At 74.1% G+C, this 22,637-nt stretch carries 24 protein-coding genes; 3 read left to right on the forward strand and 21 right to left on the reverse strand.

Annotation, left to right across the window (positions count from 1 at the left end):
- Nucleotides 1–20 precede the first annotated feature (20 nt).
- Complete coding sequence (locus O7622_RS21450) at nucleotides 21–791, forward strand: amino acid ABC transporter permease (RefSeq protein ID WP_282309974.1); 771 nt, start codon at nucleotides 21–23, stop codon at nucleotides 789–791.
- Nucleotides 788–1,525 (forward strand): amino acid ABC transporter ATP-binding protein, encoded by a 738-nt coding sequence (locus O7622_RS21455; protein ID WP_013286755.1) that lies wholly within the window; start codon nucleotides 788–790, stop codon nucleotides 1,523–1,525. The genes O7622_RS21450 and O7622_RS21455 overlap by 4 nt, the downstream gene beginning before the upstream one ends.
- Before the next feature lie 46 nt (nucleotides 1,526–1,571).
- Here the strand turns inward: O7622_RS21455 and O7622_RS21460 are convergent, their stop codons facing one another.
- The 21 genes from O7622_RS21460 to O7622_RS21560 all read right to left on the reverse strand — a co-directional run bounded on the left by O7622_RS21460 (nucleotide 1,572) and on the right by O7622_RS21560 (nucleotide 21,685).
- Nucleotides 1,572–2,492 carry a carbohydrate ABC transporter permease gene (locus O7622_RS21460; RefSeq protein ID WP_282309975.1) on the reverse strand — a complete coding sequence of 307 codons (921 nt, stop codon included), beginning with the start codon at nucleotides 2,490–2,492 and terminating at the stop codon, nucleotides 1,572–1,574.
- Complete coding sequence (locus O7622_RS21465) at nucleotides 2,489–3,514, reverse strand: ABC transporter permease subunit (protein WP_282309976.1); 1,026 nt, start codon at nucleotides 3,512–3,514, stop codon at nucleotides 2,489–2,491. The genes O7622_RS21460 and O7622_RS21465 overlap by 4 nt, the downstream gene beginning before the upstream one ends.
- Entirely contained in the window at nucleotides 3,511–5,190 is a 1,680-nt protein-coding gene (locus tag O7622_RS21470) for an extracellular solute-binding protein (protein ID WP_282309977.1), read from the reverse strand. The genes O7622_RS21465 and O7622_RS21470 overlap by 4 nt, the downstream gene beginning before the upstream one ends.
- Before the next feature lie 107 nt (nucleotides 5,191–5,297).
- Complete coding sequence (locus O7622_RS21475; protein ID WP_282309978.1) at nucleotides 5,298–5,987, reverse strand: dihydrofolate reductase family protein; 690 nt, start codon at nucleotides 5,985–5,987, stop codon at nucleotides 5,298–5,300.
- Nucleotides 5,984–6,613, reverse strand: a complete 630-nt coding sequence (ribA, locus tag O7622_RS21480; protein ID WP_282309979.1) for a GTP cyclohydrolase II — start codon at nucleotides 6,611–6,613, stop codon at nucleotides 5,984–5,986. Before ribA ends, O7622_RS21475 begins: the two co-directional genes overlap by 4 nt.
- 69 nt (nucleotides 6,614–6,682) lie before the next feature.
- The gene (locus O7622_RS21485) at nucleotides 6,683–7,588 is read right to left on the reverse strand and encodes a lysylphosphatidylglycerol synthase transmembrane domain-containing protein (protein ID WP_282314193.1); all 906 of its coding nucleotides are present in this window, start codon (nucleotides 7,586–7,588) and stop codon (nucleotides 6,683–6,685) included.
- 132 nt (nucleotides 7,589–7,720) lie between these two features.
- The gene (locus O7622_RS21490) at nucleotides 7,721–8,530 is read right to left on the reverse strand and encodes a class I SAM-dependent methyltransferase (protein WP_282309980.1); all 810 of its coding nucleotides are present in this window, start codon (nucleotides 8,528–8,530) and stop codon (nucleotides 7,721–7,723) included.
- Nucleotides 8,527–9,564, reverse strand: coding sequence for a glycosyltransferase family 4 protein (locus O7622_RS21495; RefSeq protein WP_282309981.1), 1,038 nt, complete (start codon nucleotides 9,562–9,564; stop codon nucleotides 8,527–8,529). The genes O7622_RS21490 and O7622_RS21495 overlap by 4 nt, the downstream gene beginning before the upstream one ends.
- A 4-nt stretch (nucleotides 9,565–9,568) precedes the next feature.
- On the reverse strand, nucleotides 9,569–9,967 hold the full coding sequence (locus O7622_RS21500; protein WP_282309982.1) for a 6-carboxytetrahydropterin synthase: 399 nt from the start codon (nucleotides 9,965–9,967) through the stop codon (nucleotides 9,569–9,571).
- A 2-nt stretch (nucleotides 9,968–9,969) separates the two neighbouring features.
- Nucleotides 9,970–10,947: a zinc-binding alcohol dehydrogenase gene (locus tag O7622_RS21505; RefSeq protein WP_282309983.1), complete on the reverse strand. Its 978-nt coding sequence runs from the start codon at nucleotides 10,945–10,947 to the stop codon at nucleotides 9,970–9,972.
- Nucleotides 10,948–11,038: 91 nt separating this feature from the next.
- Nucleotides 11,039–11,311, reverse strand: coding sequence for a hypothetical protein (locus O7622_RS21510; protein WP_282309984.1), 273 nt, complete (start codon nucleotides 11,309–11,311; stop codon nucleotides 11,039–11,041).
- Between the two features lie 95 nt (nucleotides 11,312–11,406).
- On the reverse strand, nucleotides 11,407–12,462 hold the full coding sequence (locus O7622_RS21515) for an ABC transporter ATP-binding protein (RefSeq protein ID WP_282309985.1): 1,056 nt from the start codon (nucleotides 12,460–12,462) through the stop codon (nucleotides 11,407–11,409).
- Nucleotides 12,459–13,256, reverse strand: coding sequence for an ABC transporter permease (locus O7622_RS21520; protein ID WP_282309986.1), 798 nt, complete (start codon nucleotides 13,254–13,256; stop codon nucleotides 12,459–12,461). Before O7622_RS21520 ends, O7622_RS21515 begins: the two co-directional genes overlap by 4 nt.
- Complete coding sequence (modA, locus tag O7622_RS21525) at nucleotides 13,253–14,035, reverse strand: molybdate ABC transporter substrate-binding protein (protein ID WP_282309987.1); 783 nt, start codon at nucleotides 14,033–14,035, stop codon at nucleotides 13,253–13,255. Before modA ends, O7622_RS21520 begins: the two co-directional genes overlap by 4 nt.
- Nucleotides 14,032–14,436 (reverse strand): MerR family DNA-binding transcriptional regulator, encoded by a 405-nt coding sequence (locus tag O7622_RS21530; protein WP_282309988.1) that lies wholly within the window; start codon nucleotides 14,434–14,436, stop codon nucleotides 14,032–14,034. The genes modA and O7622_RS21530 overlap by 4 nt, the downstream gene beginning before the upstream one ends.
- Before the next feature lie 94 nt (nucleotides 14,437–14,530).
- Nucleotides 14,531–16,588 (reverse strand): heavy metal translocating P-type ATPase, encoded by a 2,058-nt coding sequence (locus tag O7622_RS21535; RefSeq protein WP_282309989.1) that lies wholly within the window; start codon nucleotides 16,586–16,588, stop codon nucleotides 14,531–14,533.
- A gap of 102 nt (nucleotides 16,589–16,690) precedes the next feature.
- Nucleotides 16,691–17,074, reverse strand: coding sequence for a DUF1622 domain-containing protein (locus O7622_RS21540; protein WP_282309990.1), 384 nt, complete (start codon nucleotides 17,072–17,074; stop codon nucleotides 16,691–16,693).
- Nucleotides 17,075–17,160: 86 nt separating this feature from the next.
- Nucleotides 17,161–17,826, reverse strand: a complete 666-nt coding sequence (locus O7622_RS21545) for a TcmI family type II polyketide cyclase (protein ID WP_282309991.1) — start codon at nucleotides 17,824–17,826, stop codon at nucleotides 17,161–17,163.
- A 51-nt stretch (nucleotides 17,827–17,877) separates the two neighbouring features.
- On the reverse strand, nucleotides 17,878–19,104 hold the full coding sequence (locus O7622_RS21550) for a cytochrome P450 (RefSeq protein ID WP_282309992.1): 1,227 nt from the start codon (nucleotides 19,102–19,104) through the stop codon (nucleotides 17,878–17,880).
- Nucleotides 19,101–19,421 (reverse strand): antibiotic biosynthesis monooxygenase family protein, encoded by a 321-nt coding sequence (locus O7622_RS21555; RefSeq protein WP_282309993.1) that lies wholly within the window; start codon nucleotides 19,419–19,421, stop codon nucleotides 19,101–19,103. Before O7622_RS21555 ends, O7622_RS21550 begins: the two co-directional genes overlap by 4 nt.
- Complete coding sequence (locus O7622_RS21560; protein ID WP_282309994.1) at nucleotides 19,418–21,685, reverse strand: FAD-dependent oxidoreductase; 2,268 nt, start codon at nucleotides 21,683–21,685, stop codon at nucleotides 19,418–19,420. Before O7622_RS21560 ends, O7622_RS21555 begins: the two co-directional genes overlap by 4 nt.
- Before the next feature lie 193 nt (nucleotides 21,686–21,878).
- Here O7622_RS21560 and O7622_RS21565 point away from each other — a divergent pair, with 193 nt between their 5' ends.
- Nucleotides 21,879–22,637: a class I SAM-dependent methyltransferase gene (locus O7622_RS21565; protein WP_282309995.1), complete on the forward strand. Its 759-nt coding sequence runs from the start codon at nucleotides 21,879–21,881 to the stop codon at nucleotides 22,635–22,637.

A 22,637-nucleotide genomic window follows, 5' to 3' on the forward strand; every position in this document is an offset into this window, starting at 1 on the left:
GCGGGGCGGACGGAGCGGACATGGATCCACTGAGCACGCTGTGGGAGACGTTCTTCGACTGGAACTCGATGCGCGAGGCGCTGCCCGAGATGCTCACCGTCGGGCTGCCCAACACGCTGACCCTGGCGGTCTCCGCCGCCCTGCTCGGCTCGGTGCTGGGCATGCTGCTGGCCGTCGCCGGCATCTCGCGTACCCGATGGTTGCGGTGGCCGGCGCGGGTGTACACCGACGTGTTCCGCGGCCTGCCGGCCGCGGCGACCATCCTGCTCATCGGCGTGGGCCTGGCACCGCTCGGCATGCAGGTGTGGGGCCCGAACCCCTATCCACTGGGCGTGCTGGCGCTGTCCCTGATCGCCGCCGCCTACCTCGGTGAGATCTTCCGGGCCGGCATCCTGAGCGTCGAGGCCGCCCAGTTGGAGGGCGCGCGGGCGCTGGGCTTCTCCTGGGGCGAGGCGATGCGCCTGGTGATCATCCCGCAGGGCGTACGCCGGGTGCTGCCCGCCTGGGTCAACCAGCTCATCGCGCTGATCAAGGACTCCAGCCTGGTCTACTTCCTCGGCCTGCTGGCCAGCCAGCGGGAGCTGTTCCGGATCGGGCAGGACTACGCGGCGAACACCGGCAACCAGTCCGCGCTGCTGCTGGCCGGGTTGTTCTACCTGGTGCTGACCGTGCCGCTGACCCACGCGGTCAACTGGCTGGACCGGCGCCTGCGGCAGGGCCGGCCGGCCGCGCCGCCCGAGCCCGACACCGAGCCGGCCGACCTCGCCCCGTCCGGGAAGGACCCGCGATGACCACCACTACCTCGGTCAGCCTGGCCGTCCGCGACGTGCACCTGGCCTTCGGCGCGCACCGGGTGCTGCGCGGTGCGGACCTCGACGTGGCCCGGGGCCGCGCGGCCTGCGTCATCGGCCCGTCCGGCTCCGGCAAGTCGACGCTGCTGCGCACCGTCAACCGGCTGATCGAACCGGACCGCGGTGACGTGCTGCTGGACGGGCGCAGCGTGCTGCGCGACGACCCGGACGCGCTGCGTCAGCGCATCGGCATGGTGTTCCAGCAGTTCAACCTGTTCCCGCACCTGAGCGTGCTGCGCAACATCACGCTGGCGCTGCGCAAACTCAAGAAGCTGAGCGAGGACGAGGCGGTGGCGCTCGCCCGTGCCCAGCTCGACCTGGTCGGCCTGGCCGGCAAGGCGGACGCGCGGCCGGCGCAGCTCTCCGGCGGCCAGCAGCAGCGCGTCGCCATCGCGCGGGCGCTCGCGCTGCGTCCGCAGGTGATGCTGTTCGACGAGGCGACGAGCGCGCTGGACCCGGAGCTGGTCAAGGGCGTACTGGCGGTGATGGCGGACCTGGCCGCCGCCGGGATGACGATGGTCGTGGTCACCCACGAGATGGGTTTCGCGCGCAGCGTCGCCGACACGGTGGCGTTCATGGACGCGGGCGTGGTGCTGGAGGCCGGGCCACCGGAGGCGGTGTTCGAGGCACCGGAGCACCCGCGGCTGCGACGCTTCCTGTCCCAGGTGCTCTGACCCCGACCGGGCGCGGTGACGTGCCCCGGCGCTCCACCGCGCCGCCTCAGCCCTTCACCGCGCCGATCAGCACGCCCTTGACGAAGTGCCGCTGGACGAACGGGTAGACAGCGACGATCGGCGCGACGGTCAGCACCACCACCGCCATCTTGATCGCCTCGGTCGGCGGCATGGTCACCCCGCTGCTCGCGCCGGAGGTGTGCGGGGCCTGCCCGGCCAGCAGGTAGCTCTGGAGCACCCGCTGGATCGGGTACATGTCGTTGCGGTCGATGAACAGCAGCGCGTCGAACCAGACGTTCCAGTAGCCGACCGCGTAGAACAGGCCGACCACGGCGATCACCGCGCGGGACAACGGCAGCACGATGCGCGCGAGCGTCCGGAAGTCGCTCGCGCCGTCGATGCGGGCGCTGTCCAGCAGCTCCGCCGGGATGCCCTGGAAGAACCCGCGCACCACGACCAGGTTGAACACGCTGATCGCCGGCGGCAGGACCAGCGCCCAGACGGTGTCCTTCAGGCCCAGCCCGGTGACCACCAGGTAGCGCGGCACCAGCGGCGGGTAGACCAGGAACGGGATCAGGAAGTACGCCAGCAGCCAGCGGTGGCCCAGCGTGCCCGGCCGGGACAGCCCGTACGCAGCGAGGACGGTGACGGTCAGCGCGATGGCGGTGCCGATCACTGTGACGAGCGTGCTGATCCACAGCGCCCGGGTGACCGCGCCACCGGCGAAGATGGTCTCGTACGCGGACGTGTCGACGCCCCGGGGCACGACCACCAGGCCGCCGGCCCGGGCGATGGTCTCCCGGGAGGAGAGGCTGGTCACCAGGATCACCCAGAGCGGGAACAGCACGGCCGCCACCAGCACTGTGAGCGCGACGGCCTTGAGCCCCTGGCCGAGGCGGGTGGGCGGTTCCTGCCACACCGGCCGGCGGGATCGGTCGCCGGCGGCCCGGCGGATGAGCGTGGTCATGACTTCGAGTAGATCCCTCGTTCGCCGAGCATGTGCGCCACGCGGTTCGCGGCCAGGATCAGCACCAGCCCGACGACGGCCTTGAAGAGTCCGGCCGCCGCGCCGTAGCCGTAGTTCCCGGTGGCGATGGAGAAGTGGTAGACGAAGGTGTCGAGCACCTCGGCGGCCTGCCGGCCGACGGCGTCGCGTTGCAGCAGGAACTGCTCGAAGCCGACCGAGAGCGCGTCGCCCAGCCGCAGGATGAGCAGCAGCACGATCACCGGGCGCAGGCCGGGCAGCGTGATGTGCCACAGTCGCCGCCACCGGCCGGCGCCGTCCGCGGCGGCGGCCTCGTAGAGGTTTTGGTCGATTGTGGACAGCGCGGCGAGGAAGACGATGGTGCCCCAGCCGACGTCCTTCCACACCGCCTCGACGGTGACCAGGACGATGAACGTGTCCGGGTTGGTCATCACGTTCCACGGTTGCATCCCGGCCTCGCGCATGCTCTGCGCGAGCAGTCCGGCGCCGCCGAGCATCGCGACGAAGAACGTGACCACCAGCACCCAGCTGAAGAAGTGCGGCAGGTAGACGATGGTCTGGATCAGCCCGCGCAGCCGGCTGGACAGCAGGTTGTGCAGCGCGATCGCCAGCAGGATCGGCAGCGGGAAGAAGAACACGAGCTGGAACGCGGTGATCGCCAGCGTGTTGCGGAACGCGTCCCAGAACGCCGGGTCGTCGAACAGCAGCTGGAACTGCCCGAAGCCGATCCAGTCGCTGTGCAGGAACGCCTGCCACGGGTTGTCGCCCAGGTAGGGGTTGTAGTCCTGGAACGCGATCACGTTGCCGGCGATCGGCAGGTAACTGAAGATCAGCAGGACGAGGAAGCCGGGCGCCACCATCGCGAGCAGTTGCCAGTCCCGGCGCAGCCGGATGCGCAGCGGCACCCGGCGGCGGGACGGGCGACGGCGGGGCGGACGGCCCGGTGGGGCCGGCGCGTCCGGCCGGGCCCGCTCGGGTCCGGCCAGGACGGCCGGCTCGTTCACCGGCCCGCCTTGGGCAGCGAGTCGGCGAGCAGCTTGCGGGCCTCCTCGCCGCCGTTGGCCTTCCACTCCGCGACGATGGCGTCCACGTCGGCGAGCGGACGACGGCCGCGCAGCACGTCGGTGAACTTGTCCTCGGTGGGCACCTGGCTGGCCTTGTAGGCCGCTGGCATCTCCAGCTTCACCCCGGCCCACGGGTTGGGCTCCATGTGCTTGACCATCTCGTTGGAGTACGCGAGCACGTCCGGCACGAAGCGCGGGGTGTCCGGGAACGGCCCGATGGCGGGGTTGCGGCCGCTGATGAAGAAGTACTGGTTGGCGAGCTCCTTGAACGCCAGGTCGGTCTTGACGGGCCCGTTCGGCGACGGGGTGTGGTGCTTGCCCGCGACGCCGAAGTCCCGTAGCTGGGCCTCCTGAGTGCCGAGCGGCGCGGAGCACCAGTTGATGATCCGCAGCAGCTCCTGGACCCGGTCCTTGCCGAGGCCCTTCTTGACGAATGTGTAGGAGATCGGCTCGTCGTCGCCCCAGACCAGCGGATCGCCACCGGTGGCGGTGAAGATCGGCACCGGCTGGATGTTCAGGGCGCGGTTGGTCTTCTGGTGCTCGGCCTGGGCGCCCTGCCAGAAGCCGACACCGTCCTGGTGGAACACGATCGCGCCGTTCTTGGCGAACAGCTGCTTGGCGTCCGCGCCCTTGCTGGCCACGATGTCCGGGTGGACCAGGCCGTCCGCGTAGATCTTGGCCATCACCTCGAGTGCGCGGCGGAACTCCGGGGTCTCGTACTTGAACTCGGGCGTGCCGTCGGGCTTGACCCGCCACCCGCCCTTGGCGCCCGGCACCCGGTGGAACATCTGGATCATGGCGAAGACGTCGTTGAACGCCCACACCTTGCGCGCCGGGTCGGTGACCTGCTTGGCCGCGGCGAGCAGGTCGTCCAGGTTCGACGGCACGCCCAGGCCGCGCGCGTCGAGCACGTCCTTGCGGGTGAACAGCGCCCAGGGGAACGGTCCGTCCGTGGGGTTCGGCACGGACATGATCCGCTCGTTCCAGACCGCGCGCCGCCAGGCCCCGGTGGGGAAGCTCGCCAGCATCGGGTACGCCGCGGCGGCGTCGCCCTTCAGGTGGTCGGTCAGGTCCTCGAAGAGCACCTTGATCGCCTCGGCGAAGCGCGGGATCTTCTCCACCTCCCACCCCGGCACGCACAGCAGGTCCGGCACGTCCCGCGCGCCGAGCATCGCGTTGAGCTTGTCGGCGTACGTGGCGCCGTCCTGGATGGTGAAGTCGACGGGCGTCCCCAGCTCGGCGTTCACGGCCTGGAGGTAGGCGTTCTGCGCCACTCCGGGCGGCGCCGGGCCCCAGGCGGGGGTCATCGCGGTGACCTGCTTGCCGCTGGTGCCGGGCTTGTCGGTGACGGCGTCGACGAGGTTCGCCGGATAGCTGGTGTAGCCGTCGGGCACCGGACGGGTGCCCACGATGTCGGGCTTGACGGCGCCGGGCAGGTCCTTGCGGGTGGGCAGCAGGCCGGAGACGGCGTCGAGGTCCTGGGCGGTGCCGGAGCCGGCCGGCTTCTCCGAGCATCCGGCGAGCAGCGGGCCGGTCGCGGTGGCGGCCACGCCGAGGCCGACCAGGCCGAGGAAGCGGCGGCGGGAGGAGCCCGGGTCGGGGTGGTGCGCGGTCATCGGTCCCCCTTCGGGAAGGGAAGCGCAGTGGGTTAGTTCGTATGGATGGTCAACAAACTAATCACGTCGATGGGCTTGCACAAGGGCGGACCGGATCGACACCGCGGTCAGGTCGGGCAGCGGTCGGACAGCGCGTATCGGGTGAGGACCACGTCGCCGATCTGGCGTACCTCGACCACCCGGGCCCGGCGCCCCGGATGCCACGGGAAGCGGCCGTCCCCGACGAAGCGCGGCGCCCGCCGGTCCCCCACGAAGAACGGCGCCACGACCAGGTGCAACTCGTCGGCCAGGCCGGCGGTCAGGAACTGACGGTGCACCGTCCCGCCGCCCTCCACCATCAGGCGCGCCACCCCGCGCCCGGCCAGGTCGGCCACCACCGCCTCCGGAGTGGCCGGATCACCGGCGTCGACCACAGTGGACACCGCGCCCACCTGCTCGCGGGCCTTGTCCACCACGCCGCTCGGGCAGTACACCAGCTTGAGCCCGTCACCGGCGGTGAAGAACCGGGCCCGCGGGTCGAGGTCGCCGCTGCCGGTCACAGTCACCTTCACCGGCGACGGCGGCAACCCGCGCGCCACCCGCTCGGCGCGCCGGTGCTCGGCGCGCACCAGCAGGCGGGGGTCGTCGCGGCGGACGGTGGCCGCGCCGACCATGATCGCGTCGCACCCGGCCCGGGTCGCGTCGACCCGGTCCAGGTCGTCGTCGTTCGACAGCAGCAGCCGCTCGGTCGTCGCGTCGTCGATGTAGCCGTCGATCGACATCGCGCAGCTGAGCAGCACGTACGGGCGGGTCGTCACGGCACGAACGGCAGGTCGAGGGCATGGTCGGCGCGGGTCACCTTGGCCGCCAGATAGCCCGCGTTCGCCGGCGACAGGTGCACGCCGGTGGACACCCGGTCGGCCACCGTCACGCCCAGCCGTTCGAGCTGCGCCGCCTTGTCCGGGTTGTTGCTGAGCAGGGCCACCCGGTCCACGCCCAGCGCGGCGAGCATCTGCGCGGCCGCCGTGTAGTCGCGCTCGTCCGCGCCGCGCCCGAGCGCCAGGTTCGCCTCGTACGTGTCGAGGCCGCCGTCCTGGAGGGCGTACGCGTCGAGCTTGGCGTACAGGCCGATGCCGCGCCCCTCCTGCCGCAGATAGAGCAGGTAGCCGCCGGCCTGGGCGATCCGCTCGACCGCCTCACGCAACTGCGGCCCGCAGTCGCAGCGCTGGCTGCCGAACACGTCCCCGGTGAGGCACTCGCTGTGCGGGCGGACCAGCGGCGGGTCGGCGTCGGCGTGCTCACCGAGCCCGAACGCCAGGTGCTCACGGCCGTCGACGAGACCGTGGAAGGTGTGCACGCGGGCCGTGGTCACGTAGCCGTCGGGGAACCGGAGCGGAACCGTCACGCGGGTCCGGACCGTCGCGGTGGGCAGCGTTTCGTCCATGGTTCTCCTGTCCTCCGGTCGCCGGGCGGACCCGGCGACGCACACCTCGCTCCCCCACCGTAGGCGGGATCACCGACAGTTGCCGGGCTCGCGCCGAGGCATCCGCCGTGCCAGCAGCACCGCGGCGCCGGGAAGGCTGGCCACGAGGACCAGCGCGCCGTACACGGTGCCGGTCGCCACACCCTGCGCGGCGGTCAGCCCGGCCGAGGCGAACGCCCACGCGGCCACCCCCTCGCGCGGCCCGAAACCACCGACGTTCAGCGGCACCGCCATGGCCAGCAGGGCGAGCAGCGTCAGCGGCAGCAGGTGCGACAGCGGTGCCTCCGCGCCGGCCGTGCGGGCGGCCACCACGAACGTGGCCAGGTGACCGGCGAACACCACGGTCGAGGCGACCACCACACCGGCCCAGGTCCGGCGGCCGAGCACTCCGGAGCGGACGTCGGCGAGCGCGGTCCGGGCGGCCCGGGCGACGCGGGACGCCCCGGAGCGGGGCACCGCGCGGGCGGCCAGCACCAGCGCCAGCGCGACCACTGCGAGGCCGGCGGCCAGCGCCGGCAGGTACCGGCGCACCGGCGACGGGAACGCGGCGAGCAGCGCCACCGCGATGACCACCTGCACCACCTGCCCGGCGGTGCGCTCCCACACCACCGCCCGCACGCCCCGGGCCACGTCCCCGGCGTCGCGGCCGTGCCGCACCGCCCGGTGCACGTCGCCGAGCACGCCACCGGGCAGTGTGGAGTTGAGGAAGACCGCCCGGTAGCAGTGCGCCACCGCGGCGCGCATCGGCAGCCGTACGCCCAGCCCACCCGCGACCAGCGACCAGCGCCAGGCGCAGCAGACGGTGGTGATCACGCCGATGCCGAGCGCGGCGGCCAGCGCGGGCGCGTCGATCAGCCGCAGCCCGGCCAGGAACGGGCCGGTGCCCACCGAGGCGACGAGCGCGGCGAGCACCGCGAGCCCGAGCAGCGGGCGGATCCAGGCCCGGCCCGTCCGGGCCCGGCGCGGCGGCGCGGACGTGACAGCCGGTACGGGTCCGGCGACGGCGACGTGTGACAAACGGTCCTCCCTCGTTCCCACCGGTTGTCACGTGCCAGCAGCCGGTTCGGTTCAGCCGGTGAGCAGGTCGGCGTGGTGCAGCACCACGTCGAGCCGTCCGGCGGCGGCCTCGGCGAGCCGCCACTTCTGATACGTCGCGGCGGGCCCGGACAGATGCGGTCGTTCCTCGATCGCCGCGCCGACCCAGCCGGTGAGCCACTCGGCGGCCAGTTCCGCCTGCTCCGGGCCGAGCCGCCACGGGGTCGGCCGCACGAGCGTCTCGACGCCGTGACGACGGAACGCGGCCACGGCGACGTCCACCGCGTCCGGTCCGAGCAGCACCCGGCCGTCGACGGTACGGCGCTGGTGGGCGTTGAACGCGGCGGTCAGCTCGCCGTCCAGCGGGTGTGGCGGCGTGAACTCGGCCCGCCCGGTCACTGTGAGCGCGAACAGCGTCGGGTGGCCGGCGCAGGCCGCCGCCATCCGCTCGACCTCCTCGGCGGTGAGCATGTCCAGCAGCGCGGACGCGGTGACCAGGTGGGCGTCGGCCAGGTCGGCGGCGGTCAGCCGGGTGACGTCGGAGCCGCGCGTGGTCACCGAGACCTCGGTGCCGTCGGCGGCGGTGAGCCGTCCGGCCCGGGCCAGGGCCAGCAGGTCCGCGTCGCGTTCGTGCAGCACCCAGCGCTGCGGGCCGGGCAGCCGGGGCGCGAGCCAGCGGGCCATCGAGCCGGTGCCGCTGCCCAGGTCGTGCACGACGATCGGCCGGCCGGCGGGCAGCCGGTCGCGGACCGCGTCGGCCAGCTCGGCGCTGCGGGCCGCCGCGTCGGCGGGCTCGCGCAGTCGCAGCCAGTCCGCGAAGCCGGGCGGGAGTGAGGTGGTCATGCCGCGGTCGCCTCCTTGAGTGCCGTCGCCAGCCGGTCCACTGTGACCAGCCAGCCGGTGAGGGTGTGCCGCCGCTGCCGGGCGGCGCGGCGCAGCCGGTCCCGCAGGCCGGCATCGGTGAGCCAGCGGCGCAGCGCCGCGGCGGTCGCGCCCGGGTCGCCCGCCGGCACCAGCAGGCCGGGCCGCTCGCCGCCGGGGGCGTGCCCGAGCGTGGCCGGCAGGCCGCCGGTGTCGCTCGCCAGCACCGGTACGCCCCGGGCCAGCGCCTCGGTGACCACCATTCCGTACGTCTCCCGCCGGGAGGGCTGAACCAGCAGATCGGCTGCCGCGTACGTGGCGGCCAGGTCGGGGCCGGTGCGCGGACCGGTGAGCCGGACCCGGCCGCCGAGACCGGTCGCGGTGAGCCGTCCGCGCAGCCGGCCGGCGAACGCCCGGTCCCGGTCCGTCGGACCCACCCAGTCGCAGGTCCAGTCCAGGTCGGTCACCTCGGTGAGCGCGGCGGCGAGCACGTCGTGGCCCTTCACCGGGGTGACCGCCGCGACGCAGAGCAGCCGCCCTCCGCCGGGCGTGCCGGGAGCGACGGGCGCCGGGTCGACGCCGGGCGGCGCGACGGTCACCCGTTCGGGGCGCAGCCGGTAGCGGTCGAGCAGCCGGTCGCGGGTCCACGCGCTGGTGGCGACCACTGCGGCGGCCGCCGCCAGCGACCGTGCCTCGGTCTCGCCCTCGATCGGCAGGTGCACCAGGATCACCAGGCGCAGCCGCGCGGCGTGCGGGGTGAGGACGTCCGGCACGGTCGAGGCGACCAGGCCGTCGAGCAGCACCGGTACGCCGTCGGGCAGCCCGCCGAGCAGCCCGGCCAGGTCGGCGCGCTCCCGCGGCCCCGGGTGCGGCCAGCCGCCGGGTACCTGGTGTTCGCGTACCGTCCAGCCGCGTGCGGCCAGGCCCCGGCAGGCGTGGCGGTCGTAGGCGTTGCCGCCGCTGGGGTCCGCCGGGTCGTCGATGTCGCCCGGCAGCACCACGTGGACGACTGTCATCCGGTCAGAGCGACCGCTCGTAGCTCGCCCACGCGATGTGCGACTCGTGCAGCGTGACGGTGATCCCGGCCAACCCGCCCGCGCCCTCCCCCAGCCGGCCGGCGTGCACCGCGTCGGCGAGCCGGTCGGCGATCGTCCGCGCGAGCACCTCGGTGGTGGTGTTCACCCCGGCGAAGGCGGGCTCGTCGTCGAGGTTGCGGTGGTTCAGCTCGGCGAGCACGGCCTTGAGCTGCTCGGTGGCCAGCCCGATGTCGACCACGATCCCGTCGTCGTCCAGCTCGGCGCGGCGGAACGTGGCGTCGACGACGAACGTCGCCCCGTGCAGCCGCTGCGCCGGGCCGAAGACCTCGCCGCGGAAGCTGTGGGCGACCATCATGTGGTCCCGGACGGTCACGCTGAACACGTTCACTCCTCGCCGTAGGTGATGAGATGACACAGCGCCGGCAGCTCACCCGAGGCGAGCCGGTCCAGCACGTCGGGCAGGTCGTCGAAGCGGGACCGGCCGGTGAGCAGCGCGTCGAACACCGGGTCGGCCAGCAGGTCGAGGGCGAGCGCGAGCCGATCGGCGTAGCTGCGGCCGGCCCGCCGGGGCGACACGGTGCCGACCTGGCTGCTGCGGATGCCCAGCCGTCGGGAGTGGAACGCGCCGCCCAGCGCCAGCGTGACCGGCCGGTCGCCGTACCAGCTCAGCTCCAGCACGGTGCCCTCGGGGCGCAGCAGTTCCAGGCCGCGTTGCAGCCCGCCGGCGGTGGCGCTGGCGTGCACCACCAGGTCGCGCTCGCCGGTGGCGTCGGCGGGCGTGGCGAAGCCGGCGCCGAGCGCGGCGGCCACCCCGGCGCGGGCCGGGTCGGCGTCGACCAGTTCGACGCGTACGCCGGGGAAGCGGGCCAGCAGCGCGGTCACCGCGCAGCCGACCATGCCGCCGCCGATCACCGTGACCCGGTCGCCGACCAGCGGGGCGGCGTCCCACAGCGCGTTGACAGCCGTCTCCACGGTGCCGGCCAGCACCGCGCGCTCGGCCGGTACGCCGTCCGGCACGACGGTCACGGCGTCGGCCGGGACCACGTACGCGCTCTGGTGCGGGTAGAGGCAGAAGACGGTACGGCCGAGCAGCCGCTCGTCGCCCGCCTCGACGGTGCCGACGCTGAGGTAGCCGTACTTGACCGGGGCCGGGAAGTCGCCCTCCTGGAACGGCGCCCGCATGGCGGCGTGCTGGTCGGCCGGGACGCGGCCGGTGAACACCAGCGTCTCGGTGCCGCGGCTGACGCCGGAGAAGCGGGTCCGGACCAGCACCTCACCGGGGCCGGGGGCGGCGAGCCGGACCGGCCGGATCTCGCCCTCGCCGGGTGCGCGGAGCCAGAACGCGTGGGCGTCGACCGTCACGAACTCTCCTCTTCCCCGCATTCCGACCGAGTTGTCGATCATAGACACGGAAGCGGGGCGTCAGCGGTTCGAACCGCCCGCGACCCGATGCTCAGGCGGCGCGCCGGCGCTGCTCCGTACGCCAGGTCTCCGGCTCGGCCCGGTCGGCGTGGCGGTCCCCGGCCAGTTCCATCGCGCGGTGAGCAGCTGTCAGCGCGTCACACGGCGCCACCTGACCGTCACACAGCAGGCTCTCGCACCGGCCGGACTCGTCGGGCCGGTGGGTGACGGCCACGTCGTACGCGGCCCGCCAGAGCAACGGGTCGGTGACTCCCCGTGGCAGGTCGGCGTCCAGACTGGACCTGTTGCGGATCGTGTCGGGCACCGTGTCCTCCTTTGCGTCGTCGCTACCGTCCCAGTGACCGGTTGAGCGCAGATCAAACCTCTCACCTGCGTACACGTCGCGACCAGCGGTGTTCGTCACGCCGGATAGGCGCGCGTCTCGGCTGCCTTGACCGCCGCCCAGACCGGCCGGCCGGGGATCAGTCCGAGATGGGCCGCGGCGGCGGGCGTGACGTCGGCGGCGACCTCGACCGGCCCGGCCAGTTGCACGCGCAGGTTGTCGCCATGGCGTTGCACGCCCGTCACGGTGGCCGCCCACACGTTGCGGGGGCTGCCCTCGGGCCGGGACGGGTGCAGCGCGACGGCAGCCGGCGGGTACGCGACGAACGCCTCACCGTGGACGGTGTCGGCGGTGGTGAGCGTCAGCTCACCGACTATCACGGCGTGTCCGTCGGCGCGGCCGCGGTGCAGGTTGAGGCCGACCAGCCGGGCCACGTAGTCGGTGCGTGGCCGGGCCGTGACCGTGGCCGCGTCGCCCTCCTGCACCACCCGGCCGTGTTCCACGATGACCAGTCGGTCGGCGAGCACCAGGGCGTCGAGGGGGTCGTGGGTGACGAGCAGTGTCGCGCCGGGGTGCGCGCCGAGGTGGCGCTGGAGTTCGGCGCGGGTGTCCAGCCGGGTCCGGGCGTCGAGCGCGGCGAGCGGTTCGTCGAGCAGCAGCAGCGCCGGGCCGACGGCGAGCGCGCGGGCCAGCGCGACCCGCTGGGCCTGCCCGCCGGAGAGCTGCCGGGGCCGGCGGCGGGCCTGGTCGCCGAGGCCGACCCGGTCCAGCCACCCCTGGGCACGGGCGCGGGCGGCGCGCTTGTCCGCGCCCCGGCGGCGCGGCCCGAACGCCACGTTGTCCAGCGCGCTGAGGTGCGGGAACAGCAGGTAGTCCTGGAACACCACGCCGACCGGCCGTCGCTCCGGTGGCGTCCACACCCGGCGCTCCGGCCGGTCCAGGTCGGCGCCGTCGAGCGTGAGGTGCCCGGCGGCGAGCGGGTGCAGCCCGGCCAGCACCCGCAGCGCTGTGGTCTTGCCGGCGCCGTTCGGGCCGAGCAGGGCCACCACCTCACCGGCGGCGATGCGCAGCCGCACGTCCAGGGTGAAGCCGTCCCGCTCGGCGATCAGGTGCGCGTCCAGCAGTGCCGTCATGTGGTGCCGACCCACTTGTCGCGCAGCGCCGCGAGGATCACCACGGAGACGGTGAGCAGGATCAGGCTCAGCACGATCGCGGCCTGGAGGTCTGTCTCCAGCGCCAGGTAGACCGCCAGCGGCATGGTCTGCGTGCGGCCGGGATAGTTGCCGGCGAACGTGATGGTGGCGCCGAACTCGCCGAGCGCGCGAGCCCAGCACAGCACCGCCCCCGCGGCCACGCCCGGGGCGACGAGCGGCAGCGTGACCCGGGTGAAGGTGGTGAACCGCCCGGCGCCGAGCGTGGCGGCGGCCTCCTCGTACCGGGGGTCGGCGCCGCGAAGCGCCCCCTCGACCGCGATGACCAGGAACGGCATGGCCACGAACGCCTCGGCCAGCACCACCCCGGCGGTGGTGAACGGCAGCGTCACGCCGAACGTCTCGTCCAGCCACGACCCGACCATGCCGCGCCGGCCGAAGACCAGCAGCAGCGCCACGCCGCCGACCACCGGCGGCAGCACCAGCGGCACCGTGACCAGCGCCCGGACCAGCCGCCGGCCGGGGAACTCCACCCGCGCCAAGAGCCAGGCCAGGGGTACGCCGAGCGCGACGCAGAGCAGCGTGGCGACGGTAGCGGTCTCCAGCGAAAGCCGCAGCGCGGTGAGCACACCCGGTTCGGCCAGCCGCCGGGGCAGCGTGGTCCAGGGCGTCCGGAGCAGCAGACCGGCGAGCGGCAGGACGAGGAAGGCGAGTCCGAGCCCGGCGGGCACGAGCAGGGCGATCGGCACCCGCTGCCGGCGTACCGTGCGACTCATGCGCCGGGCGGCGCCTGGAACCCGGCGGCGGTGAGTACGGCGAGCCCGGCGTCGGAGCGAACGAAGTCGACGAAGGCGCGGGCGGCGGCCGGGTTGCCGGCGGCACGCAGCACCACGATCGGGTAGTCGTTCACCGCGCGCGCCGACTCGGGGAACTCGACGGCGTCGAGTTCGGGTGCGGCGCGGACGTCGGTGCGGTAGACCAGCGCGGCGTCGACCTCGCCGAGGCGCAGCTTGGCCAGCGCGCCCTTGACGTCCTGTTCGAGCGTGGCGGGGGTGAGCCGCACGCCCGCGGCGTCCAGCGCGGTGCGCGCGGCGGCGCCGCAGGGCACCTGCTCGGCGCAGAGCGCCACCTTGACACCGGGTCGGGCGAGGTCGGCCAGGCCGCCGACCCGGGCCGGGTTACCAGGGGGTACGGCGACGACGAGCTGATTGCGGACCAGCACCGCAGGTTCACCCGCGGCGTCACCGGCGTCGGTGACCGTCTTCATGGTGGCCGGGGAGGCGGCCGCGAACACGTCGGCGGGCGCGCCCTGGGTGATCTGGGTGGCGAGCCCGGAGCTGCCGCCGAAGTTGAACGTGACGGTGCTGCCCGGGTGGGCGGCCTCGTACTCCTTGCCGAGCTTGGTGAACGACTCGGTGAGCGAGGCGGCGGCGAACACGGTCACCGGACCGGCGCCGTCGGGACCGGACGGTTCGTCGGGGCCGCCGCAGGCGGTCAGGCCCAGCGCCGCCACCAGCGCGGCGGCGAGCGCGGTGCGGATCCACCGTACGGTCACGGGCTTGTCCTTCCCCTGGGGGTGGTGGGGGCGCGCTCGACCACGACGGTGGTCGACTTGATCACCGCGACGGCGACGGAGCCGACCTGGAGGTCGAGGTCGTCGACGGCCTCACGGCTCATCAGCGACACCACCCGGAACGGCCCGGCCTGGATGTCGACCTGGGCCATCACGGTGTCCTTGACGACGGCGGTGACGATGCCGCGCAGCCGGTTGCGGGCCGAGGACAGCTCGGGGTGGCCGGGGGCGCGGACGAACGCTGCCACGTCGGTGCCGTCGAGCACCCGGTGGCCGTGCTCGTCGCGGGTCGCCGGCAGCTTCCCGGCGTCGACCCAGCGGCGGACCGTGTCCGCGCTGACCCCGAGCAGCTCGGCCGCCTCGCCGATCCGGAACACCGTCACGCGCTCACCCTAGCGGGCCGCAGGTGCGGGCTGGAAGGGGCATGGTGGCTCGCATCCGCCAGCCGTCCGGCGGGTCAGGAACCGGAACTGCGGTTCAGTCGGCCGGGGCGATCCGGACCCGGCGCAGCAGTTGGGCGTTGAGCGCCACCACGATCGTGGAGGCGGACATCAGCACCGCGCCCAGCGCCGGGCTGAGCGCGACCCCCGCCCAGGCGAGGACCCCGGCGGCGAGCGGGATCGCGACCACGTTGTAGCCGGCCGCCCAGGCCAGGTTCTGCCGCATCTTCCGGTACGACGCACGGGACAGCCGGATCACGCCGCCGACGCCGCGCGGGTCGGATCCGGCGAGCACCACCCCGGCGGACTCGATCGCCACGTCGGTGCCGGCGCCGATGGCCAGCCCGACGTCGGCGCGGGCCAGCGCCGGTGCGTCGTTGACGCCGTCGCCGACCATCGCCACCGTCAGTCCCCGGCCGCGCAGCTCGGCCACCGCCTTGTCCTTGTCGGCCGGGAGCACCTCGGCGAAGACCTCGTCGACGCCGGGCCGGAACCCGAGGTCGGCGGCCACCGCCTCGGCGACCGGGCGCGCGTCGCCGGTGATCATCACGATCTTGCGTACGCCGAGGTCGCGCAGCTCGGCCACGGCGGCCCGCGCCTCCGGGCGGACCTGGTCCTCCATCCCGAACGCGGCGGTCACCTCCGGCGGGCCGCCCTCGGGCAGGCGGACCAGGTGCAGCACCGCGGCGCCCCGGCCCGACCACTCCTCGGCGGCCCGGGCCAGGTCGTCCGGCACCCGTGCGTCGAGTTCGCGCAGCAGCGCCGGCCCGCCGACCGCCCAGTCCACGCCGTCCACCGTGGCGCGCACGCCCCGGCCGGTCAGTGCCCGGAAGCCGCGCGCGGCCGGGCGGGCGCCGCGGGCGTCGGCGGCGGCCACCAGCGCCCGGGCCAGCGGGTGCTCGCTGTCGGCCTCCACCGCGCCGGCCAGGGCCAGTGCGGCGGCGTCGTCCATCCCGCCGGTGGTGGCCACGCCGGTCACCGTGTGCCGGCCGGTGGTGAGCGTGCCGGTCTTGTCGAACAGGACGGTGTCGACGGTGCGCATCCGCTCCAGCGCGAGCCGGTCCTTGACCAGGATGCCGGCGCGCGCCGACAGCGCTGTGGACAGCGCCACCACCAGCGGGATCGCCAGGCCGAGCGCATGCGGGCAGGCGATCACCAGCACCGTCACGGTGCGTACCACCGCCTGGTCGGGGTCGCCGAGCAGCGCCCAGACCGCGAACGTCGCGAGACCGGCGAACGCCGCCAGGTAGAACAGGAGCGCGGCGAACCGGTCGGCGAGCACCTGCGCGCGCCCGCCGGAGGCCTGCGCCTCGGCGACGAGCCGCCCGATGCCGGCCAGCGCGGTGTCGGCGCCCACCGCCTCGACGCGGACCCGGAGTGTGGAGTCGGTGGCGACGGTGCCGGCGACCACCCGGTCCCCGGCGGCGCGGGCCACCGGCCGCGACTCCCCCGTGATCATCGACTCGTCCAGTTCGGCGGCGCCCTCGACGATCCGGCCGTCGGCCGGCACCCGCCCGCCGGGGCGCACCAGCACCAGGTCGTCCACCCGCAGCTCGCCGACCGGCACCGGATGCGGCCGCCCGGCGTCGTCCAGGCGCTCGGCGTCGTCCGGCAGCAGCGCCGCGAGGGCACCGAGCGCGCCGCGCGCCTGCCCGACCGCCCGCATCTCCTGCCAGTGGCCGAGCAGCATGATGGTGACCAGCGCGGCCAGCTCCCACCAGAAGTCGAGGTCGAACAGGCCGAGGCTGGTGGCGGCCGAGGCGAGGTACGCGACCACGATCGCCATCGAGATCAGCAGCATCATCCCGGGGGCCCGCTCACGTAGCTCACGCAGCCCGCCGGTGAGGAACGGCCAGCCGCCGTACGCGAACACCACGGTGCCGAGCACCGGGCCGACCCAGCGCACACCCGGGAACTCAAGCGAGTAGCCGAACCAGTCCATCACCATGTGGCTGGTGGCGACGATCGGCACGGTCAGCGCCAGGCTGAGCCAGAAGCGGCGGCGGAACTGCTCCGGGTCGTGCCCGGCGTGCGCGCCGTGTCCGCCGCCGTGGTCGTCGTGGTGGCCGGTGTCGTGACCGGATCCGTGCTCCATCGCACCACCATACCCCCTGGGGGTACTTGCCGGCATCGGCTCAGCGGAGTGGCGGGGCGGCAGGCGGAGAATGCCCGGCATGCTGCCGCAGGGGTACGACGGTCAGCGCTCGGGGCGGGCGCCGACGCTCGGCCGGTCGGCCGGAGTTCGGCCCTGCCAGGGCCAGCGGCCGTCCAGCTCCACCTCCAGGGAGAAGCTGAGGAACGTGCGGACCAGCACGATCAGCGCCAGCACGCCGACGCTGGTGAACGTGGGCGACACCGCTACCGTACGGATGATGTCGCCGCCGACCAGGAACTCCAGGCCGAGCAGGATGGCCCGGCCGACCCCCTGCCGGTACGCCCGGTAGTGCGCGACCGCCTCGCGGGTCCGGGCGCAGCGCACCGCGAACACCGCCGTGGCGACCGCGACGCCGACCGCGATGACGAGCACCCCGGCCAGGTCGAGCAGTGCCCCGACGTGCTGGACGATCTCCTTCGTCGACACCCGGCACCCCCGCACCAGCCTGGCGTACGGCCGGTCACGGGGGCGGCGTTTCCGCGCTCCCGGTCGACGGGAGCGCGGAGGCGTGCTCAGTCCTGGGCCTGCCAGCGGTAGAAGACGGTGGCCACCGAGTCCCGCGGGCCCTGCCACCGGTCCGGCCGGTACGGCTCGATGTACGGGCCCAGGTCCTGCATGACCTTGCCGAACGCGGGCTTGTCGCCGTGCTGGTCCCGGGTGGTCTCGGCCGCCGACGACTCCTGTTCGAGCAGGTGCACGTAGACGTCGTCGATCGAGTAGAGCCAGCGCCCGGTGACGCCGAGGTCGGCCGGGAGCGACCCGGCGTCGGACTCGGCGAAGACCCGTGCCACGTCCGGTTCGGCGCCGGGCTTGATCCGCCCGACGATCACGGTCAGCGTGGTGTCGGCGGGCGGCTCGCCCTCGGGCGCCCAGTGGTAGAACTCCTTCGCCACCGAGTCCGACGGGTTCTTCCAGTAGCGCGGGTACGGGGTGACGTACGGGCCGATCTCCTCGGCGATCTTCTGGAAGGCGGGCAGGCCGCGGGTCTGCCCGGAGATCCGCGGGTCCTGCTCCCGCTCGATCACGTGGATGTAGAGGTCGTGGTGCGACAGCAGGTACCGGCCGACGACCCCCAGGTCCTGCGGCCGGGTGGCCTGGTCGTAGTGGCCGAACACGCCGCCGACGATCTGCTCGCTGCCGGGGACCATGTGACAGACGATCACGTTGCGGAAGACCATGACTGCTCCTTGGTGGTTGCGACGGGGCGGCGGCGCGAGGCGGCGGCGCCGTCAGGCGGTGAAGGTGACAGGCAGTTCCAGCAGGCCGCGGAACGGCGAGGCGGCGGGGAGCCGGCGCACCTCGGCGAGCGGTACGCCGAGGCGCAGTCCGGGCAGCCGGCGCAGCAGCGCGCCGAGCGCGAGTTCGGCCTCCATCCGGGCCAGCGAGACGCCCAGGCAGTAGTGGACGCCGTGACCGAACCCGAGGTGCGGGCCCCGGACCCGGCGCAGGTCCAGCCGGTCCGGGTCGGCGAAGTGCGCCGGGTCGTGGTTGGCCGCGTTGATCGCGACCCCGACGACCGCGCCGCGCGGGATCCGTACGCCCTGGTAGTCGACGTCCTCGGTGGCGATGCGCGGGCTGGCGACGGGCAGCGGCCCGTCGAAGCGCAGCAGTTCCTCGATCGCGGCGGGCAGCAGGCGGGGCGTGACGCGCAGCAGTTCCATCTGCTCGGGGTGGGTGAGCAGGGCCAGTACGGCGTTGCCGAGGAAGTCGGCGGTGGTCTGGTGCCCGGCGAACAGCAGCAGGAACGTGGTGGTGACCAGTTCCGCCTCGGACAGCGTCCCGTCCCGGTCGACGGCCGTGATCAGCGCGCCGATGATGTCGTCGGCCGGGTCGTCGCGTTTGGCGCGGACCAGCCCGGCCAGGTAGTGGTGCAGCCGCAGCTGCGCCTCCTGCACCGCCGCCCGCTCCTCGGCGGGGGGCCGGCTGGTGGAGCCGGAGGTGCGGATGACCTGGGTCCAGTCGAGCACCCGGCCGTGGTCGGCGGGCGGGACGCCGAGTAGTTCGCAGATGACCGTCATCGGCAGCGGGATGGCGAAGTCGTGCATCAGGTCCGCCTCGCCGTGCGGCGCCATCTTGTCGATGAGCTGGTCGACGATCGACGCCACCCGGGGGCGCAGCGCCTCGATCCGCCGGGGCGCGAACGCCTGCGACACCACCCGGCGCAGCCGGGTGTGCTCGGGCGGGTCGGAGTTGAGCATGTTGCGGTTCAGACCCTCGGAGTTCGGGCCGAAGATCCTCAGGTAGTGCTGCTCCGGTCCGTACAGGTCCTTGGACAGGCGCGGATCGGTCAGCGCGGTGCGGGCGTCGTCGAAGCGGGTGATCAGCCAGGAGTCGAAGCGCGGCGAGCCGACCGGGCAGACCGGCCGCTCGGTGCGCAGCCGGGCCAGGGTGGGGTACGGGTCGGCCGCGAACGCGTCGGTGTACAGCTCGCTCGCCGGCACCACGTCGTCGGTCATCGCCCCTCCCCCGGCTCGCCGGTCACGCTGTGCAGCACCTGGTAGGTGTGCCGGTCCGCGGACTCCCGCAGCTCACGGACGATGCTCAGCAGCCGGTCCCGGTGCGAGCTGCGGCCGAACGCGTCGAGCCGTTCGCGGTCCGCCCAGTCGCTGATGATCAGATAGCTGCGCGGGTCGTCGGCGTCGCGGACGAGGTCCTGGTGCAGGCAGCCGTCCAGGGTGCGGATCTGTTCGGCGGCGGTGAGCCACTCCGCCTCGAAGCGCTCCTCGCAGCCCTCCCGGGTCCGCATCGACAGCACGGTCCGGACCCGGCTCACCTCGCGCTCCCGAACACCAGGTGCAGGTGCTTGCGCAGCGCGTCGGGGTCGACCGGCGCACCCCGGAACCCGATGTGCCCGTCCGGGCGGACCAGGTACAGGCCGGTGCCGTCCAGCCCGTACACGCCGCGGAAGCGACGCTCGGCGTCGCGCACCACCGGCGGGTCGAGCAGCCGCGGTTCGTCGGCGTCCGGGTCGAGCAGCAGGTACGCGTCGAGTTCCCCGCCGGCGAGCCGGCGCGCGTCGGCGCACAGGCCGGTGAACGCGGCCAACTGCCCCGCGTCGGCCGTGCGGTCGGCGTAGAGCAGCAGCGTGTGCCGGGTGCCCCGGGTCAGGTCGCGCAGCCGCAGCGGGTGGCCGACGCCGCGCCGGCGCAGCCCGTCGACGTCGGGCGCGCGGTCGCCGGGGCGGGGCGCGTCGCCGAGCGCGGCCGGGTCGGCGACGGTCTCCCCGACCAGCGGGCTGTCGGCGTAGCTGAGCAGCATGGACATCTCCTGGAGGAACTGCCGTTCCAGGTCGGCGCGGTCCACCTCCTCGGTGCCGGCCATCCGCACCGCCCGGCCGACGATCTCCTCGCCCTCGGGTCGCCGCTCGGTCTCGTAGCTGTCGAGCAGGCCGGGCGCGGCGAGCCCGCGTACCGCCAGTGCGAGCTTCCAGGCGAGGTTCCAGGTGTCCTGGATGCCGGTGTTCATGCCCTGTCCGCCGGCGGGCGGGTGCAGGTGGGCGGCGTCCCCGGCGACGAACACGCGGCCGTCGCGGTAGCGGTCGACGATGCCGTGGCTGATCCGGAACACCGACGACCAGCGCAGGTTGCCCGCCCGGGTGCCGGGTGGCGCGAGGCGGTCCAGCGCGGCCTGCACGTCCTCGATGGTCGGTTCGTCGAGTTCCTCGCTGAAGCCGGGCGGGGCGTCCCGTCCGCCGGTCTGGGCGAAGAACCGGGGCGGGGCGAGGGTGGCGATGCGGTAGCGGTTCTCGCCGCGCAGCGGTACGCAGACGAGCATCCCGTCCATCTGCCCGTCGGTCATGTGCAGGAACCGCAGCAGGTGCCCGTCCGGCATGTCCCAGTCCACGTCGACGTCCACCAGCATGAACAGTTGCGGGAACCGGCCCAGCCCGCCGGTGAAGGTGAGCCCGAGCCGCTCCCGTACCCGGCTGTGCGCGCCGTCGGCGCCGACCAGGTACGCCGCGCGTACCGTCTCGGTGCCGCCGCCGGCGGTGCGGACGGTGGCGGTCACACCGTCGGCGTCCTGGGTGAAGTCGACGAGTTCGGCACCGCGCTGCGGGCGGACCCCGAGCGTGCCCAGCCGGGCGGTGAGGATCCGCTCGGTCTCGTACTGCGGCAGGCCGAGGTGGGCGTACGGCAGGCCGGGCAGTTCCCAGCTCATCCGGTGGGTCTGCTGACCGTTGACGAAGACCGTGTTGCCGGTGAGCCAGATGCCGGCGTCCATGGCCTCCCGGACGACGCCCTGCTCCTCCCAGATCTCCATGGTGCGGCAGTGCACACCGATCGCCTTGTCCGCGTGGCCGGGCGGGGTGGCCTGTTTGTCGATCACCAGGCAGTCGATGCCACGCCGGGCCAGTTCGACGGCGGCGGTCAGCCCGGTGGGCCCCGCCCCGACGACGAGTACGTCTGTTGTCCTGTGCACGTCGGCCTCCCAGCCCGTTGCGGGTTGTCGGCGGCCGTCCACGTCGGGCACGACGTGGAACAGCCGGCGCCGGATGTCGAGAAGGAACGGCGCGATCGGTCCGGCCTGCGCCGAGGCGTGGGCCGGGTCGCCGATCCAGGCGAGGAACGGCGCGGCGCCGTCCCACTCGGCGAAGATGTGGTGGATGTCCGAGCCGGGCCGGCGCAGCAGCTGTTCGCGGCGGTAGCCGGGTATCGCGGTCATCCGCCGGACCACCTCGGGGTAGCCCCTGTGGAACTCGGCGAGCCGGTCGAGCGGCACGGTCAGCTCGACGTCCACGTAGACCGGACCCGTCCCGTCCCCGGTCTCCCGCAGCAGCGGGTAGCCGGGGCCGTCCGCCGGCTCGGTCAGCGGCCGGAGCAGGTCGGCCAGGCGGGCCGCCACCGGCCCGCGCCGGTACGCGCGCAGCGCCGCCTCGTCGGCCCACTCGGTGACGACGACGAAGCCACGCGGGTCGAGGGCGTCGCGCAGCAGCTCGTGCCGCAGGTTGCCGGCCAGCGCGCCGAGCTGCCCGGCGATCGTCTCGAAGGCCGGCCCGACCGCTGGCTCGCAGCCGGTGCGCGCGCGCAGCCGGAGCATCGTCCTGATCATGCAGCCCCCTCGAACGGTGCCGTCGTCGTGCCGCGACCCTGTCGCAGCGCGCGTCACCCGCTCGTCACCGTCGACCCGCCGCACGTCCGGTCCCGGTGACGCCGCCGGGACGGCGGCGCTTATTGCAAAACTTTGGCAACAAGCCTCGACAGGGCCGCTGGCGGTAACTATCGTGAGCGACATGACTCCTTACGATTTGGATGTGCGCGCCTGGCAGGAGAGCTGGGACCGGCAGCAGGAGACGTTCATGCCGGACCGGGAGCACCGCTTCGCGGCGATGCTCGACGCCGTCGAGGCGGTCGCCGGCGACCGGCCGCCACGCGTCCTCGACCTGGCCGGCGGCACCGGATCGATCAGCCTGCGTGCGCTGGCCCGCCGGCCCGACGCCGAGGTGACGGTGCTCGACCTCGACCCGGTGCTGCTCACCCTCGCCGAGGCGGCGCTGGCCGGGCGGGCCACTGTGGTGACCGCCGACCTCAACCGGTCCGACTGGGCCGCCGCACTGCCGCACCGCGACTACGACGCCGTGCTCACCGCCACCGCCCTGCACTGGCTCGACGGTCCGCGCCTGGCGCGGCTGTACGGCGAGATCCGCGACGTGCTGCGTCCCGGCGGCGTGTTCGTCAACGCCGACCACATGCCCGACGACGCGATGCCGACGCTCAGCGGCCGGCTGCACGCGCGGGCCCGCGAGCTGCGGGCGGCCCGGCACCGCGCGGGCGCGGCGCTGTCCTGGTCGGACTGGTGGGCGCAGGCCGCCGGCGATCCGGTGCTCGGTCCGCTGGTGGAGAAGCGGCGGCAGATCTACCCGACCGGGCACAGCCCGGAGTGGAGCCCGCCCACGGCGTGGCACCTGGACGCGCTGCGCGCGGCCGGCTTCAGCGAGGCCGGCGTGCTGTGGCGCGGCGGCGCGGACGCCGCGGTGGCCGCGCTGCGCTGA

Source organism: Micromonospora sp. WMMD1076, from assembly GCF_029581475.1.
GTDB lineage: Bacteria > Actinomycetota > Actinomycetes > Mycobacteriales > Micromonosporaceae > Micromonospora > Micromonospora aurantiaca.